This window comes from Paramagnetospirillum magneticum AMB-1, assembly GCF_000009985.1.
Lineage (GTDB): Bacteria > Pseudomonadota > Alphaproteobacteria > Rhodospirillales > Magnetospirillaceae > Phaeospirillum > Phaeospirillum magneticum.
The window spans coordinates 2,329,182-2,345,212 of sequence record NC_007626.1 but is presented as its reverse complement, the minus strand read 5'-3'; the positions used below and the strand labels follow the sequence as shown (position 1 = coordinate 2,345,212).

Sequence of the window (16,031 nt, the reverse complement as noted above, 5' to 3'; positions counted from 1 at the left end):
CCGGGGCGGGAGCCCCGCATGCCCTACTCCGCCGCGAAGCGCGTCCGGGGCGCCGGCAGCACCATGGCCGGGCGGGGAATGTCCTTCATCAGCCCGGGGCCGTTGACCATCTCGAAGCCGCCCTGCACCACGCCGCCGACCACCTTGCGATGGCGCGCGCTCCACAGGTAGCAGCCGATGCCGTCCTTGGCGGTCTCCTGCTGGATGCGTTCGAGAACGGCGAGAAGCTGCTCGTCGCTCATCTTGTCCTCGGGACGGAACTCGGACAGGTCCAGCCCAACCATGGAGACGCCGATCTCGGCCGCCACCGAGGTTCGCCGCGCCGACAGGCGGGTGCGGACCAGAACCTCGCGGCACAGCGTGCCGACGAAAGACACCACCGATTCCAGCTCCGGCGTGGTGGTGCCGTCGGGAATGTGGAAGATCTCGATCACCAGCCGGGTGTTGCGGGTCTCCTGGGTCAGGTCGGACAAGGCGAAGACCACGGAATTGCGCTGATCCGACGCCAGGGATTGCCAAGACAGCGGCAGAATCACCGAAGGCTGCGGCACCCCCTCCGGCGCATTGCGGGCGGCGTTGCGAATGTCACGCACCGCCGAATTGACCACGAAGCGGTCCAAGGCCAAGGCCGTCGCCACATCGCCATCGGGATAGGCGCGGCACCCTTCGATGGGCTCGTCGTTCTCGCGGTCGCGACGGACCAGCCGGGCGCCATAGGCCGAGATGGCCTCCCCCATGGCCACCCAGGTGGGACGCCACAACAGGGACAGACTGGCCCCGGGCGGAAGCGCCCCCACGATGCTGGGATCAAGGTAGGCCGCAGGTTTCTTCACCCCGGTCCCCTCGATGGTCTCCCACTTCATGTCGTCACGCCGGACCTCGTCGCGGCGATCGAGGCTGGTCCAGCCCTTGAGCGGATCATTCACTCCAGGCCCGGGGGCCGCCGGAGCACAGGGCAGATACGGCAGGCCGCTGGTCGAAACAAGGGAGCGCACCTCGGCAACGGCACGGCTGATAACCACCGTGTTGAATTCGCCATCCTCGCCCACCGCCTCGGCCACCGGGACTTCGGCGGCGATGGCCACGGGGCGGTCCTCGCCCCCCTGGTGCTGGCCATAGAGGAAGCGTCCCAATTCCTCGACCACGGCGATGGTGCGGCGCTTGGCCTCTTCCGGGCTGACCTCGGGAAAGGCCAGGATCCAGCAATCCTCGCCATCACGGCAGAAGGTGTTGCCGCGTCCGATATTCCGGCGCACCACCTGGTCGACGATGATCGCCACCTTGTCGGCCAGCCGCGACCACTTTTCCCCAACGGAATCGCGGTACTCGCCGAGGGAGACGATATGCAACTTGGCCTTGATCTCGGGATTGCGGGCCAGCATCTGCTCCAGCCACTCGGCGGCGGATTCCACCGTGGAGCGTGCGGTCGGCCGAGGAACCTTGCCGGATGCAGCGACCGCCGGAGCCGGCTTGTCGTCGTCCCACAGCGTCTTAAGCGATTGCGCCAGACGAACCCAGACACTCGCGTTGGAGGCTGACATTCTGCCCTCCCGCCCGAAATCCAATCCCATTCTAAAGTCTAGCGGATTATACTTACTCCGCCAAGGAACAAACTATGCCGATGATTTTCGCCATATTTGCCAATTCACTATAAATAGCCAAATTCAGCGCAACGCCGGTGCCGGGCCTAGGCATAGATGTCAACCACCCGCCCCAGCGTTCCCGATTGCTGCGGACGGTTCACGCTGGTGTAGTTGCGGGCCGCCGCGGCATCGGCATCGCTGAAGCACAACCGACCATTGACCGTGCGCGGATATTGCGGCGATTGGGCGGACACGCTGGATATTGTGGTCGAAGCGGCTTCCCGGTCGGCGTTGGGATCGACGAAGTTGCGCGCGGCGGCCACATCAGCGGCGCTGAAGCACAAAATCCCGTTCACTAAAACCGGATAGCTGGTCTGTGTGGTACCGACAGACGACGTAGCGGAGATGGACATGGCGCCCCCCTACAGTCCCTTCAGACTTCAGGAGGTTATTATACCACAGACGCGCCGCCAAAACGACAGGACGGGGAAACCCGGCCCGAAGCTAAAGGCGGTGATACTGCTTGTACCATTCGATAAAGCGAGGAACGCCGACACTGATGGGAGTCGCCGGCGCAAAGCCCACGTCCCGCTGGATCGCAGAGATGTCGGCATAGGTTTCCTTGACGTCTCCCGGCTGCATGGGGTGGAAGTCGTAGGTGGCCTTGCGCCCCAGCGAGCTTTCCACCAGCCCAATGAAATCCATCAGCTTTTCGGAGTTGTTGTTGCCGATATTGTAAAGGCGATAGGGCGGAGCCTTGCCGTCATCGGCCGGCGGGTTGTCCAGCACGCCCACCACGCCCGAGACGATGTCGTCGATATAGGTGAAGTCGCGGCGCATGTCGCCGTTGTTGAACACCTTGATGGGCTGTCCGGCGATGATGGCATCGGCGAACAGGTAGGCGGCCATGTCCGGGCGCCCCCAGGGGCCATAGACGGTGAAGAAGCGCAGCCCGGTGGTGGGCACGCGGAACAGGTGGCTGTAGGAATGGCTCATCAGCTCGCCCGAGCGCTTGGACGCGGCGTAAAGCGAGATGGGGGTGTCCACCCGGTCTTCCACCGAGAACGGCAGCTTGGTGTTGGCGCCATAGACCGAAGACGAGCTGGCATAGACGAAATGGCGGCACTTCGGGTTGGCGCGCGCCATCTCCAGCATCACCAGATGGCCTTCGATGTTGGAATGGGTGTAGTCGAAGGGCGCGGTCAGCGAGTGGCGCACACCGGCCTGGGCGGCCAGATTGATATAGTCGGTCACCTCGGGATTGGACGTCGCCACCTGCTGCATAGCGGCGCGGTCGGCGATATCGGCCTGGACGAACGAAAATCCCTCGTGCTTGCGCAGGTGTTCCAGACGGGTCTGCTTCAGCCGTACATCGTAATAGGGGCTGAGACAGTCGACGCCCAGCACCCGCTCGCCTCGCGCCAGGAGGCGCAGGCTGGTGTGATAGCCGATAAATCCGGCAGCGCCGGTAACGAGGATGGTCATCCTTGGAACCCTTCAGACACAGGCGCTTTCATATAGCTTGATCACGGCTGGAAATCATCCCCCCTCTTTCGTCACCAAACCGCAATATCGTTGCCGTCCGGCGGGGGACGCATTGCATTCCTTGCTATTTTGGGGGGCTCCCTTTCCACCGGAAGAATGCATCATTACGTACAAGACGTAGGCGCTGTACGGAAAGACCCCCATGACCGTCGCCACCACCGTCACACTCGACGACAAATACGTCCAAGATCAAGGCCGGCTCTACCTGACCGGCATCCAGGCGCTGGTCAAGCTGCCCATGCTGCAGCATCTGCGCGATCAGGCCGCCGGCCTCGACACCGGCGGCTTCATCTCCGGCTATCGTGGCTCGCCCTTAGGGGGGCTGGACAAGGAATTATGGCGCGCCGGCCCCCACCTGGAAAGGCACGCCATCCGGTTCCAACCCGGACTCAACGAGGATCTGGCCGCCACCGCCGTGTGGGGCACCCAGCAGATCGGCCTGTTCCGAGGGCCGACCCACGATGGCGTCTTCGCCCTGTGGTACGGCAAGGGGCCAGGGCTGGACCGCAGCGTCGACGTCTTCAAGCACGCCAATTCCGCCGGCACCGCGCCCCATGGCGGTGTCCTGGTCCTGGCCGGCGACGACCACGGCGCCAAGTCCTCGACCCTGGCGCATCAGAGCGAGCAGGTCTTCATGGCGGCGCAGATGCCGGTGCTCAATCCGGCCGGCGTGCAGGAGGTCTTGGATTTCGGCCTGTTCGGCTGGGCGCTGTCGCGCTTCTCTGGCCTGTGGGTGGGCATGAAGGCCATTTCCGAGACGGTGGAAAGCTCGGCCTCGGTCAATGTGGACCCTGGCATCAGGTCTTCGTCACGCCTCAGGATTTCAAAATGCCGCCGGGCGGGCTCAACATCCGCTGGCCGGACAAGTTCCTGGAACAGGAATTGCGGCTGATGGCGCACCGTATCCCGGCGGCCCTGGCCTTCGCCAAGGCCAACCGCATCGACCGCACCATCATCGAATCGCCCCATCCCCGCCTCGGCATCGTCACCACCGGCAAGTCCTATCTGGACGTCATGCAGGCCCTGGCCGACCTGGGGATCGACGAGCGCCACGCCGCAGAGATCGGCATCCGCCTCTACAAGGTGGGCATGACCTGGCCGCTGGAGCCTTCGGGCATCCGCGCCTTCGCCGAGGGGCTGGAAGAGATCCTGGTGGTGGAGGAAAAGCGCTCGGTCATCGAGGAACAGCTCAAGGCCCAGCTCTATAACTGGCGCGAAGACGTGCGCCCCCGCGTGATCGGCGAGCGCGACGAAAGCGGCGCCTGGGCTCTGCCGCCCTATGGCGAGCTGACGCCGGCCATGATCGCCCGCGTCGTCGCCTCGCGCATCGGCCGCTTCTATACCTCGCTCCGGGTCAAGGAGCGCCTCGACTTCCTGGCCGACAAGGAAAAGCGCCTGGAGTCCGTTCCCCAGGGCTTCACCCGCATTCCCTATTTCTGCGCCGGCTGTCCCCACAACACCTCGACCAACATCCCCGAGGGCAGCCAGGCCATGGCCGGCATCGGCTGCCACTTCATGGCCACCTGGATGGACCGCGAGACCCTGACCTACACCCATATGGGCGGCGAAGGCGCCACCTGGATCGGCCAGGCGCCCTTCACGTCCCGCACCCACATGTTCCAGAATCTGGGCGACGGCACCTATACCCATTCGGGCTCGCTGGCCATTCGCGCCGCCCTGGCCGCCCGAAGCAACATCACCTACAAGATCCTCTACAACGACGCCGTGGCCATGACCGGGGGACAACCGGCCGAATCCGCCTTCTCGGTGGCCGCCATGGCCGCCCAGGTGCGGGCCGAGGGCGTCCAACGCATCGCCGTGGTCTCCGACGCCCCGGACAAGTACCCGGCGGGGAGCTTCCCCTCGGGCACCACCCTTCACCACCGGGACGGCCTGGATGCCTTGCAGCGAACCTTGCGCGAGGAATCGGGCGTCAGCGTGCTGATCTACGACCAGACCTGCGCCGCCGAGAAGCGCCGCCGCCGCAAGCGCGGCCTGATGCCCGACCCGGACGAGCGCATCTTCATCAACGAGAAGGTCTGCGAGGGCTGCGGCGATTGCGGCGTCAAGTCCAACTGCGTCGCCGTGGTGCCGGTGGAAACCGAATGGGGCCGCAAGCGCGCCATCGACCAGTCGTCGTGCAACAAGGACTTCTCGTGCGTCAAGGGCTTCTGCCCCAGCTTCGTCTCGGTCAGGGGCGCCCAGATCCGCCGCCTGCGGGGCAAGGGCGACGCCGACGTGGCCACCCTGCCCTCCCCCGCGCTGCCCGCCTGCACCGAACCCTACGGCATCATCGTCACCGGCATCGGCGGAACCGGGGTGGTGACTGTGGCCGAGGTGCTGGGCATGGCCGCCCATCTGGAAGGCAAGGGCGTCACCGCCCTGGACCAGACCGGATTGGCCCAGAAGAACGGCGCGGTGATGAGCCATGTACGCATCTGCGACCAACCCGACCGCCTGCACGCCGTGCGCATCGCCGCCGGACAGGCCCGGCTGCTGCTGGCCTGCGACATGGTGGTGGCCGCCGGTTTCGACACCCTGGCCAAGCTGAAGCCCGGCCAGTCCTTCGCCGTGGTCAACCGCCATGAATCCATGCCGGCGACCTTCACCCACGCGCCCGACCTGAACTTCCCGGCCCATGGCATGGAAGACACCATCCGCGAGCAGGTGGGAGGCGACGCGGAGTTCGTCGAGGCGACCCGGCTGGCCACCACCCTGCTGGGCGATGCCCTGGCCACCAACATGTTCCTGGTGGGCTATGCCTGGCAGAAGGGACGCATCCCCCTGTCCGAGGCCTCCATCCTGCGAGCCGTCGAACTGAACGGCGCCATGGTGGACTTCAATACCCAGGCCTTCCGCTGGGGCCGCCTGGCCGCCCATGATCTGGCAGAGGTGGAGCGCGTGGCGGCGCCGCCGCTGGGCGGCAACGACCACCGGCGGCTGTCGGAAAGCCTGGACGAGTTGATCGCGCGCCGGGTCACCCACCTGACCGGCTACCAGAACGCCGCCTGGGCCGCCCGCTACCGCGCCCGGGTGGACCGGGTCAGGGCGGCGGAAGACGCCGTCCTGCCCGGGTCGGAAAGCCTGACCGAAGCCGTGGCCCGGTCACTGGCCAAGCTGATGAGCTACAAGGACGAATACGAGGTGGCCCGCCTGTATTCCGACCCAGCCTTCGTCTCCTCCCTGAAGGAGCAGTTCGAGGACTGGAAGCGCCTGGAAATCCATCTGGCGCCTCCCTTCATGGGGGCGGAGAAACGCCGCTTCGGGCCGTGGCTGCTGCGCCTGATGCCGCTGCTCGCCCGGCTCAAGGGCTTGCGGGGCTCGGGCCTCGATCCCTTCGGCCGGAGCGCCGAACGTAAGCTCGAGCGCCAGTTGATCGGCGAGTTTGAAGCGGCCATCGAATCCATCCTGGCCCACCTCTCCCCCGACACTCACGCCCTGGCCGTCGACATCGCCGCGGCGCCGCGCCGCATTCGCGGCTTTGGCCCCATCAAGCTGAAGGCCGCCGCCGAGGTCCGGGCCGAGATGGCGGACATGCTGGAAAGGCTGCTCTCGCCATATGGCGGGCGGCGGGCGGCGGAATAGCCCTTGATTCGCATCGGCGGGCAGGTTTGACTTGCCCCATGAGCGAAATCGAAGACCTCGATCTGGAATTCGCCGATCTTCCCGAGCATGCGGCGGTCATCGAGACCCTGTGGCAGGAGGCGGCCCTTGCCCGCCGCTATGGCGACACAGAGCCGGCGCTCGACGCCTATCGCCGCATCATCGAACTCGACCCCAGCAACACCGACGCGCTGCTGGCCGCCGCCCAGGCCTGCCGGCTGGCGGGGCGGCCGCGCGACGCGCTGCTTTTCTGCCTGGATCTGCTGGAGATGGATCGCCAGCACATGGGCTGCCGCCTGGAACTGGCCGAGGCCCTGCGCCAGATCGGCCAGCCCGACGAAGCCCATGCCATCATCGACATCCTGCTGATGGAACGTCCCGATTCCGTCCAGGTGTGGTGCGGCCTGGGGCGCCTGCTGAACGATGAGAACCGCCTAGCCGGCGCCGAGCTGACCCTGCGCCGCGCCCTCGGCGTCGATCCGGGATACGGCCCCGCCTGGGCGGCGTTGGGCCGGATCCTGGCCCGCAGGGGTGAAGGCGAAGCGGCGGTCGACGCCTTTCATGCCGCCATCACCCTGGAGCCGGAGCAGCCCGCCCATCAGGTCGGCCTGGCCGAAGTGCTGTTGGAAGCGCACCGTACCGATGAAGCGGCCGAACATATCAACCGCGCCCTGGCCCTGGATGACGAGTGCGCGGCCGCCCACATGGCGCGTGCCCGCTTGGCCATGCTCGAAGGGCGGCAGAAGGAATCCTGGGAAGAAGCCCTGTGGCGCCACCGGCTGCCCGGCGTGGTTCGCCCCCTGCTGCCCGCCGCCCCATGGGAAGGCGAGGATCTGCAGGGCGCCCATCTGCTGCTGCATGCCGAATCGGAATTGTCCGTCACCCTGATGATGGCACGCTTCATCCCCATCCTGGCCCAGCGCTGCACCGCCATTACCGTGCTGGCCCAACCGGGTCTGGTGCCATTGCTGGAAGCCCAGCCCGGAATCACCCGGGTGCTGCCCCTGGGCAAGCCCCTGCCCGACGACCTTTCCGCCGACTATGCCGCGTCCCTGGACGATGTGGCGCTTCTCCTGGGGATCGAGCCCCAATCCCTTCCAACCCGGCCCTATCTGTCGGCGCCGCGCCCGCGCATCCGCCGCATACGGGTTCCGGTGGGAACCCTGGTCAAGGTGGGCATCGCCTGGGGCGGCGAGCGGTCGGAGGACGGCTTGTCCTTCCCCCATGTCCTCGACCTCTCCACCTTGCCCGGCACCTTGCTGTTCTCCCTGGAGACCGGACCAAGGGCGGCCGAGGCGCGGCAACAGGCTGATCCCGGCCTGATCACCGACCTGTCGCCCACCATCGCCGATTACGCCGATCTGGCGGGGCGCATCGCCGAGATGGATCTGGTGATCGCCGCCGACGGCCCCGCAGCCCATCTGGCCGCCGCCATGGGCAAACCGGTGCTGCTGCTGCTGCCCCATGCCGCCCATCCCCGCTGGATGCGTGATCGCGATGATTCGCCCTGGTATCCCGGCATGGCCCTGCTGCGCCAGCCGGCCCCCGGCCAATGGGGGCCGCCGGTGGCCGAGGCACGGCGCCGCATGGAAATGCTGGCGCAACTGGCCGCCGAGCGGAACGACCAGCAGCGCCGCCGGGCCACGGGCACCGACGCCGCCACGAGCGCCTTCCTCGCCGCCCATCTGGCCCCGGGAGACCTTTTGATCGAGGTGGGTGGCGGCAATGGCGACCGGGTGTTCCAGATCATCGAGCAGTGTGGCGAGGTTCTGGTCATCGTCCTGGAACCGTCACCGACCGAAGCCGAAATCCTGCGCGACAGCTTGGCCATTGCCGGCCTGGAAGAGCAGGTGGAGGTGATCGCCGCCGCGGCGGGAGCCAGGGAACGGCATGTCCTGGCCGCCCGCTCCCGGTCCGGCGGTCCCCGCGTCTTCACCCTGCCTGATTGGGTCCCCGCCGCCACTCCCATGCGGCCGCTGGCCGCCCTGCTGGACGAACGGCCCCACCTGGCGGCCTGCCGGGTGGCGGTGCGCCTTGACCAGCGGGGATGGGAGGATGACGTCGTCGCCGGTCTGGCCGGGCGTGCCGCCCTGGTGACCCTGGAGCATGACGAGGGCTCCCCGGCCGCCTCGCGGCTGACCAAAGCCGGTTACAGCCTGTGGCGCTTTCCCGAGGAAACCGCCTGCGGCGCCCTGGTTCCTTTCGACGGCAGGCCGGGGACGATCCTGGCCCTGAGCCCCGGCATGGCGCCGGCCGTCCATTACGGGCCCGACTCCCTGCCTCCCTCCCCGGCCCAGATGGCCGCCGAGGCAGGGCGCGCCATGGCCTTGGCCGCTCCCGGCCCCGCCCTGCAGGCCAAGGGACAAATCAACGAAGCGGCCGACCTTTACGCCCAGGCCCTGGCCATCGACCCCTTCTGCGCCATGGCCAACGCCAATCTGGCGGTGCTGCAGCATCTGGCGGGCAAGCCCGACGCGGCCATCGCCGGCTTCACCCGCGCCTTGGGCCGCCTCGGCCATTCGGCGATTCTGGCCAATCTGGCGGCGGCGCTGCGCCGGGCGGGCCGTCTGGGCGAGGCCGAGGCCCTGCTGGGCGAAGCGAGAACCGCCGGCCGCGACACCCCCGACATTCTGTCCGACCTCGCCCTGGTGCGCCGCGACCAGGGCCGCCTGTCCGAGGCGGAAGCGCTGATGCGCCGGGCCCGAACCCAGGCACCGGATCGCCCCGGACTAAGCTGGGGCCTCGCCCAGATCCTGCTGGGGGCGGGCAAGCTGTCCGAGGGCCTGCCCCTGCTGGCCCATCATCCCGACCCGCCGGGACGGGCGCTTCACCTGCCCCGGTGGGATGGCGGCGACGTGGTCGCCACCTCGGTGCTGGTGGAGATCACCGGGCATGCGGATGATGCCCTGTTGCTGGCCCGCTTCCTGCCCATGCTGGCGGCCCGCGGCGCCCTGGTCCACGTGGCCTGCCCCGACGACATGGTGGCGCTGCTGGCCGACCTGCCCGGCATCGAGCAGGTGGTGGGCGAGGACGATCCCCTGCCCGAATGTCAGGTGCGGACCAGTCTTGCCGCCCTTCCGGGCCTGCTGGGCCTCGCCGATACCGCCCGCCCCACCGGGTCGGGCGGCTATCTGCTGGCCGGGCGCGGGCGCCGCCCGGTGCGCGACAACCGCCTGCGGGTGGGGCTGACCTGGGGGCCGGGGCGCGGCACGGCGGGCCGGCCCTGCACCCTGGGCGACATGCTGGGGCTGGCCATCGACCCGGCCGTTTCGCTGCTGGCCCTGGTGGAGGATGAGCACCTGGGTCACATCCAGGCGGAGGGAGTGGAAGCCCTTATCGAACGCCCCATGCCCCAGCCCGCCCATCTGGCCGAGATGGCTGCGCTGATCTCGGGGCTGGACGTGGTGGTTGGCGGTGACACCGTCCAGCTTCACCTGGCCGCCGCCCTGGGCAAGCCGGTTCTGGCCCTGCTGCCCCACGGCTTCGACTGGCGCTGGCCGCAGGGGCGCGAGGACAGCCCCTGGTATCCCACCGTCCGGGTCTTGCGAGCTGGTCCGTCAGGACACTGGCGGGAACCGCTCCGCCGCGTGGTGTCTGCACTGGCCGCCATGGCGGAAAAGAAGGCGCACCTATAACTCGGCCACCGGCGCCACGTCGTCGTAGGTCTTGAGCACCACGTCCGTGCCGGATTCGATTTCCAGCAGCCGCACCTCGTAGCCCCACAGATTGGCGATGTGACGCAGCACCCGGATGGTTTCCGCCTCATCCAGCATCTGCCCGCTCTCGACGAAATGATGCAGGATCAGGCGGCGGTCGCCGGCCAGATCCACGTCGACGATCTGGATGTCGGGCTCCAGATGGGCGATGTCGTAATTGCGGGCCAGGGCCTTCCTGACCTCGCGATAGCCCCGCTCGTTATGGATGGCCGCCACGTTCATGTGGGGGCTGTCGGATTCGTCGTGGATCTTGAACAGCCGCAGCTTGCGGATCAGAGCGGGCGACAGGTACTGCAGGATGAAGCTTTCGTCGCGGTAATCGGCCCAGGCCTCGCGCAAGGTGCCATAAGGGTCGCCGTTGCCGGCGAAGTGGGGGAACCACGCGCGGTCCTCGTCGGTGGGGGCTTCGCACATGCGCTTGATGTCGTTCATCATGGCGAAGCCCAGGGCATAGGGGTTGATGCCCGAATAGCGCCGGTCGTCGAAATCGGGCTGGAACACCACGGATGTGTGGGAGTGCAGGATCTCCAGCATGGCCCCGTCCGACAGCTTGCCCATCTCGTGCAGGCGGTTGACGATGGTGTAATGGGTGAAGGTGGCGCAGCCCTCGTTCATCATCTTGGTCTGCTTCTGGGGATAGAAGTACTGGCTGATCTTGCGCACGATGCGGATGATCTCGCGCTGCCAGTCGGCCAGCTTGGGCGCCAGCTTTTCCAGGAAATAGAGAATGTTCTCCTCGGGCAATCCCAGCCGTCGCTTGCGCTCGGCCAGTTCCTGGGAATCCATCTTGGCCGCCGCCTTCTTGGGCACGGTGCGCCACAGGTCGTTGAACATCTGCTCCTGATAGGCCCGGCGCTCGGCGGCGCGCTTTTCCTCGTCGCGCAGGTCGGGCGTGCGCTTTCGGGGGTATTTGTGCACGCCATGGCTCATCAGGGCGTGGGCGGCGTCCAGCACCCGCTCCACCGCCGCATGGCCGTGGCGCTCCTCGCATTTGGCGATGTAGCTCTTGGCGAATTCCATGTAGTCGAGGATGCCGCGCGCGTCGGTCCACTGGCGGAACAGGCTGTTATTGGCGAAGAAATGATTGTGGCCAAAGGCGGCGTGGGCGATCACCAGGGTCTGCATGGCCATGGAATTCTCTTCCATGATGTAGCTGATGCAGGGGCTGGAATTGATGACGATCTCATAGGCCAGACCGCGCATGCCTTTGCGGTAAAGGGTCTCGTCGCGGGCGAAATGCTTGCCGAACGACCAGTGCTTGTACATCAGCGGCATGCCGATGGAGGAATAGGCGTCGAGCATCTGCTCGGCGGTGATCACCTCGATCTGGTTGGGATAGGTGACCAGGCCCATCTCGCCCTTGGCGATCTGCTCGATGGCGTCGTAGGCCCGCTGAACCTTCTCGAAATCCCAGTCAGCGCCGGTGAAGAGCAGGTCCGAGGTATCGCTCATGGCCCCGCCTCCTCGCCCAGCCGCCAGGCGGCGCTGTCGCCGCGTTCGCGCGAAAACAGGTCGCGGAACACCGGGAAGATCTGGCTGCGCACCCGCACGCGGCGCATGGCGAAGTTGTCGGCGGCCCGTCCCGCCTCCTTATAGGTGCGCCACAGGTCGGAATCGCGTCCCAGCCAATCCTTGTACTCGGCGCCCACCTCGATATAGGCGAAGTACTGGGTGACGGGCAGGATCACCTCCTCCAGCAGACCGGCGGTCTTGGCGTTGTCCGACGAGGTGTTGTCGCCGTCGGAGGCCTGGGCGCAATAGATGTTCCAGTCCGACGGGGGGAAGCGTTCCTTGATCACCCGATCCATCTCCTCCAGGGCGGTGGAGACCACGGTGCCGCCGGTCTCGGTGGAGTAGAAGAAGGTGTCCTCGTCGACCTCGGCCGCCTCGTGGGTGTGGCGGATGAACACCACGTCCACATGGCGGTAGCGGCGGGTCAGGAAGAGGTAGAGCAGCATGAAGAAGCGCTTGGCCAGATCCTTCATGTGCTCGGTCATGGAGCCGGACACGTCCATCAGGCAGAACATCACCGCCTGGGTGACCGGCTTTGGCACATGCTCGAAGCGGGAATAACGCACGTCGAGCGGATCGATATAGGGAATGCGCCGCGCCTTGGCCGCCAGCCGGTCGAACTCCACGCGAAGCAGGGACAGGCGCTCGGGGTCCTCGCCGCTCTCGGCCAGGGCCTTGATCTCGTCTTCCAGGTCCCGCAATTCCTTGGGCTTGGGCCGGTTGAGCGCGATGCGCCGCGACAGGGAATTGCGCATGGTGCGGACGATGTTGAGGTTGGCCGGCGAGCCGGTCACCGAATAGCCCGCCCGGGTGGGCGTGGTGGATTCGGTCTGCTTCAGCTTTTTCTTGACCAGATCGGGCAGTTCCAGATCGTCGAGGAAGATATCGAGGAACTCGTCGCGGCTCAGCACGAAGGCGAAATCGTCCTCGCCCTCGCCGTCGGGGCTGCCTTCGGAACCCCCGTCGTCGCCACTCTGCTGTTCCGGCTTCTTGATGCGGTCGCCCTCGACGAAATCCTTGTTGCCGGGCACGACCACGTCGCGCACCCCACCATCGCCGGACCGCCGAAAGCTGGGTTCGCGCAGCCCGTCGGCGGGGATGGAGATCTTCTCGCCGTTATTGATGTCCTGGATGGACCGCGTGCCGGAAGCGTCGCGCACCGCCTTGACGATCTGGGCGCGGGCGCGGCGCAAGAATCTCTGCCGGTTGGCGAGACTCTTGCCCTTGGGATTAAGGCGCCGGTCAATGATGTTCATCATTCTCGTCCCTCGATCGCCTTTGATCCTGGCCCTGGCCCTGGCCCTTGCCTCACCCCGCCTGCTTGACCCGCATGTACCATTCCACCAGCCGGCGGACCTGGCGTTCGGTGTAGCCGCGGCTCATCATGCGCTCGACGAATTCCGAGTGCTTCTTCTCGGAATCCGAGTCCTTCTTGGAGCCGAAGCTGATGACGGGCAGCAATTCCTCCACCTGGCTGAACATGCGCCGCTCGATCACTTCCCGGATCTTCTCGTAGGAGGTCCAGGACGGCGACTTGCCACCGTTGGCGGCACGCGAGCGCAGCGCAAACTTCACCACCTCATTGCGGAAGTCCTTGGGGTTGGCGATGCCGGCGGGCTTCTCGATCTTGGACAGTTCCTGGTTCAGCAGGTCGCGGTTGAGCAACTGGCCGGTATCGGGGTCCTTGAAGTCCTGATCCTCGATCCAGGCATCGGCGTAATCCACATAGCGGTCGAACAGGTTCTGGCCGTAATCGTGATAGCTTTCCAGATAGGCCTTCTGGATCTCGTTGCCGATGAACTCGGCATAGCGCGGCGCCAGTTCGCCCTTGATGAACTCCAGGTATTTCTTCTCGGTGTCCTCGGGGAACTGCTCGCGCTTGATGGACTGCTCCAGCACGTACATCAGGTGCACCGGATCGGCCGAGACCTCGTGGGTGTCGTAATTATAGGTGGACGACAGCACCTTGAAGGCGAAGCGGGTGGAGATGCCGTCCATGCCCTCGTCCACCCCGGCGGCGTCCTTGTACTCCTGCATGGGCTTGGCCTTGGGATCGGTCTCCTTGACGTTCTCGCCGTCATAGACCCGCATCTTGGAATAGAGGTTGGAGTTCTCGTGTTCCTTCATGCGCGACAGCACCGAGAAGCGCGACAGCATTTCCAGCGTGCCGGGGGCGCACGGGGCGTTGGCCAGTTCGGAGGTGTCGATCAGCTTGTCGTAGATCTTCTGCTCCTCGGCGACCCGCAGGCAATAGGGCACCTTGATGACGCAGATGCGGTCGATGAAGGCCTCGTTGTTGCGGTTGTTCTTGAAGGTCTGCCACTCCGCCTCGTTGGAATGCGCCAGCACCGTGCCGAGGAAGGGCATGGCGCCGATATTCTCCGAGCCGATGTAGTTGCTCTCCTGCGTCGCGGTCAGCAGCGGGTGCAGCATCTTGATGGGCGCCTTGAACATCTCGACGAATTCGAGCAGCCCCTGGGTGCAGCGGTTCAAGCCGCCCGAGAAGGAATAGGCGTCGGGGTCGTTCTGGCTGAACATCTCCAGCTTGCGGATATCGACCTTGCCCACCAGGGTGGAGATGTCCTGATTGTTCTCGTCACCCGGCTCCGCCTTGGACACGGCGATCTGCTTCAGGCGCGAGGGGTACATCTTGGCGACCTTGAACTTGGAGATGTCGCCGCCGAATTCCTCCAGCCTTTTCACCGCCCACGGGCTCATCAGGCCGGGCAGACGGCGCCGGGGGATGCCGTACTTGTCCAGCAGCATCGGCCCCATGCCCTCCGGATCGAACAGGCCCAGCGGGCTTTCGAACAGCGGGCTGGTCTCCTTGCCGGCCTTCAGCACGTAGATGGGGTGAACCTCCATCAGCGCCTTCAGCTTCTCGGCCAGGGACGACTTGCCGCCGCCCACCGGGCCCAGCAGGTAGAGGATCTGCTTGCGCTCCTCCAGCCCTTGGGCGGCGTGGCGGAAGTAGCCGACGATGCGCTCAATGGTCTCCTCCATCCCGTAGAAATCCGAGAAGGCGGGGTAGACCTTGATGGTGCGGTTCATGAAGACCCGGGACAGCCGCGCATCCTTGGCGGTGTCGATCACCTCGGGCTCGCCGATGGCGGCGATCATGCGCTCGGCCGCCGAGGCGTACATCATGGGGTCGTCGCGGCAGCCCTCCAGATATTCCAGAAGGCTGAACTCCACGTCCTTGCGACCCTCGTAGGCTCGCGAGTATCGGGTGAAGATATCGTCATTGCTGGGCATATCGTCACTCCATGAAAGAGGGTCAGACCTGTCACTTCCTTATGTTTGGATCATCCCGGCGGAATTCATCAGGGGAGATGGAGAATTTCCGCGAACCTGTCATGCGCGCCTGAGAAATCGGCACGCCTTCGGGGGCCAGTCGGCCCGACAAGGTTGTATCGGAGAGGAAAGACCACATGGCGTCGTCCTTTCGCCTGCTTCCCTGGCATACAGTGTAGCGAATGGTTCTTAACAAAACCCTTTGCTTCCCCTTGCGCGCAACAGCAACAGGGCCATCCTGGGCATGATCAGGATGGCCCCGCATTGTGGCGATTATGTGAAGCGTGCTAACGGACGTTGATGGTGAACTCGTGCCGGTAGAACATGCCGCTGGCCATCACCGTATCCAGGACCATGCGATCCGCGCCGGTGAAGCCCGACTCGGACTGGTAGTAAATCAGCACGGCGGGAACCTTGCGGTCATTGCAGCGAACGCGGACATTGTCCTTGTCGAAATCAGGATAGGCCTCGCCATTCTCCACGATCACCTGTCCGTGCTCGGGCTCGGTCGCCACCGTCACCTTGGCTAATCCCAAGCTGGAACAGTCGGGATTGATGGCAAGGTAGCTGCGGAGGTACTGCTTGCTTCCGCTGATGGCGCCCTTGACGTAAGTGGCGGTGATGCTGGGCGACGACTTGGCCGTCTCGTCCGCCCATGATGGGCCGAGGCAGGCCCCCAGCAGAATGCCGCACGCGGCCAAAGCCGGAATCCGCAATCTCATGATCCCCCCCTGCCGGAATGTCACCCCCTGACGGTAGACCGAAATCCCATCAGCGG

General features: G+C 65.8%; 10 protein-coding genes. 3 read left to right on the top strand and 7 right to left on the bottom strand.

Annotation, left to right across the window (positions count from 1 at the left end; genetic code table 11):
* Positions 1-23 precede the first annotated feature (23 nt).
* From AMB_RS10920 to AMB_RS10910, 3 genes are all read right to left on the bottom strand, one after another.
* Positions 24-1,541, bottom strand: coding sequence for a hypothetical protein (locus AMB_RS10920; RefSeq protein ID WP_011384560.1), 1,518 nt, complete (start codon positions 1,539-1,541; stop codon positions 24-26).
* 146 nt (positions 1,542-1,687) lie between these two features.
* Positions 1,688-1,996, bottom strand: a complete 309-nt coding sequence (locus AMB_RS10915; protein ID WP_011384559.1) for a hypothetical protein — start codon at positions 1,994-1,996, stop codon at positions 1,688-1,690.
* Between the two features lie 91 nt (positions 1,997-2,087).
* Complete coding sequence (locus AMB_RS10910) at positions 2,088-3,068, bottom strand: NAD-dependent epimerase/dehydratase family protein (RefSeq protein WP_011384558.1); 981 nt, start codon at positions 3,066-3,068, stop codon at positions 2,088-2,090.
* Positions 3,069-3,270: 202 nt separating this feature from the next.
* Here AMB_RS10910 and AMB_RS26895 point away from each other — a divergent pair, with 202 nt between their 5' ends.
* The 3 genes from AMB_RS26895 to AMB_RS10900 are packed head-to-tail and all read left to right on the top strand — an operon-like array spanning position 3,271 to position 10,366.
* Positions 3,271-4,020, top strand: a complete 750-nt coding sequence (locus tag AMB_RS26895; protein WP_011384557.1) for a hypothetical protein — start codon at positions 3,271-3,273, stop codon at positions 4,018-4,020.
* Complete coding sequence (locus tag AMB_RS10905) at positions 3,957-6,713, top strand: indolepyruvate ferredoxin oxidoreductase family protein (RefSeq protein WP_322095845.1); 2,757 nt, start codon at positions 3,957-3,959, stop codon at positions 6,711-6,713. The genes AMB_RS26895 and AMB_RS10905 overlap by 64 nt, the downstream gene beginning before the upstream one ends.
* A gap of 38 nt (positions 6,714-6,751) precedes the next feature.
* Positions 6,752-10,366 (top strand): tetratricopeptide repeat protein, encoded by a 3,615-nt coding sequence (locus AMB_RS10900; RefSeq protein WP_043744214.1) that lies wholly within the window; start codon positions 6,752-6,754, stop codon positions 10,364-10,366.
* On the opposite strand, the gene AMB_RS10895 is transcribed toward AMB_RS10900, so the two are convergent.
* The 4 genes from AMB_RS10895 to AMB_RS10880 all read right to left on the bottom strand — a co-directional run bounded on the left by AMB_RS10895 (position 10,361) and on the right by AMB_RS10880 (position 15,975).
* Positions 10,361-11,899 (bottom strand): SpoVR family protein, encoded by a 1,539-nt coding sequence (locus AMB_RS10895; RefSeq protein ID WP_011384554.1) that lies wholly within the window; start codon positions 11,897-11,899, stop codon positions 10,361-10,363. The two genes, AMB_RS10900 and AMB_RS10895, sit on opposite strands and share 6 nt — an antisense overlap.
* Positions 11,896-13,215 (bottom strand): YeaH/YhbH family protein, encoded by a 1,320-nt coding sequence (locus tag AMB_RS10890; RefSeq protein ID WP_148207601.1) that lies wholly within the window; start codon positions 13,213-13,215, stop codon positions 11,896-11,898. Before AMB_RS10890 ends, AMB_RS10895 begins: the two co-directional genes overlap by 4 nt.
* Before the next feature lie 52 nt (positions 13,216-13,267).
* Positions 13,268-15,214 (bottom strand): PrkA family serine protein kinase, encoded by a 1,947-nt coding sequence (locus AMB_RS10885; protein WP_011384552.1) that lies wholly within the window; start codon positions 15,212-15,214, stop codon positions 13,268-13,270.
* Positions 15,215-15,540: 326 nt separating this feature from the next.
* Positions 15,541-15,975, bottom strand: a complete 435-nt coding sequence (locus tag AMB_RS10880) for a hypothetical protein (RefSeq protein ID WP_011384551.1) — start codon at positions 15,973-15,975, stop codon at positions 15,541-15,543.
* Between the last annotated feature and the right edge of the window lie 56 nt (positions 15,976-16,031).

Coding starts and splice junctions, on each gene's coding strand:
- AMB_RS10920 (WP_011384560.1), bottom strand. CDS start 1,541: ATGTCAGCCTCCAACGCGAGTGTCTGGGTTCGTCTGGCGCAATCGCTT.
- AMB_RS10910 (WP_011384558.1), bottom strand. CDS start 3,068: ATGACCATCCTCGTTACCGGCGCTGCCGGATTTATCGGCTATCACACC.
- AMB_RS10880 (WP_011384551.1), bottom strand. CDS start 15,975: ATGAGATTGCGGATTCCGGCTTTGGCCGCGTGCGGCATTCTGCTGGGG.
- AMB_RS10885 (WP_011384552.1), bottom strand. CDS start 15,214: ATGCCCAGCAATGACGATATCTTCACCCGATACTCGCGAGCCTACGAG.
- AMB_RS10915 (WP_011384559.1), bottom strand. CDS start 1,996: ATGTCCATCTCCGCTACGTCGTCTGTCGGTACCACACAGACCAGCTAT.
- AMB_RS10890 (WP_148207601.1), bottom strand. CDS start 13,215: ATGAACATCATTGACCGGCGCCTTAATCCCAAGGGCAAGAGTCTCGCC.
- AMB_RS26895 (WP_011384557.1), top strand. CDS start 3,271: ATGACCGTCGCCACCACCGTCACACTCGACGACAAATACGTCCAAGAT.
- AMB_RS10905 (WP_322095845.1), top strand. CDS start 3,957: ATGCCGCCGGGCGGGCTCAACATCCGCTGGCCGGACAAGTTCCTGGAA.
- AMB_RS10895 (WP_011384554.1), bottom strand. CDS start 11,899: ATGAGCGATACCTCGGACCTGCTCTTCACCGGCGCTGACTGGGATTTC.
- AMB_RS10900 (WP_043744214.1), top strand. CDS start 6,752: ATGAGCGAAATCGAAGACCTCGATCTGGAATTCGCCGATCTTCCCGAG.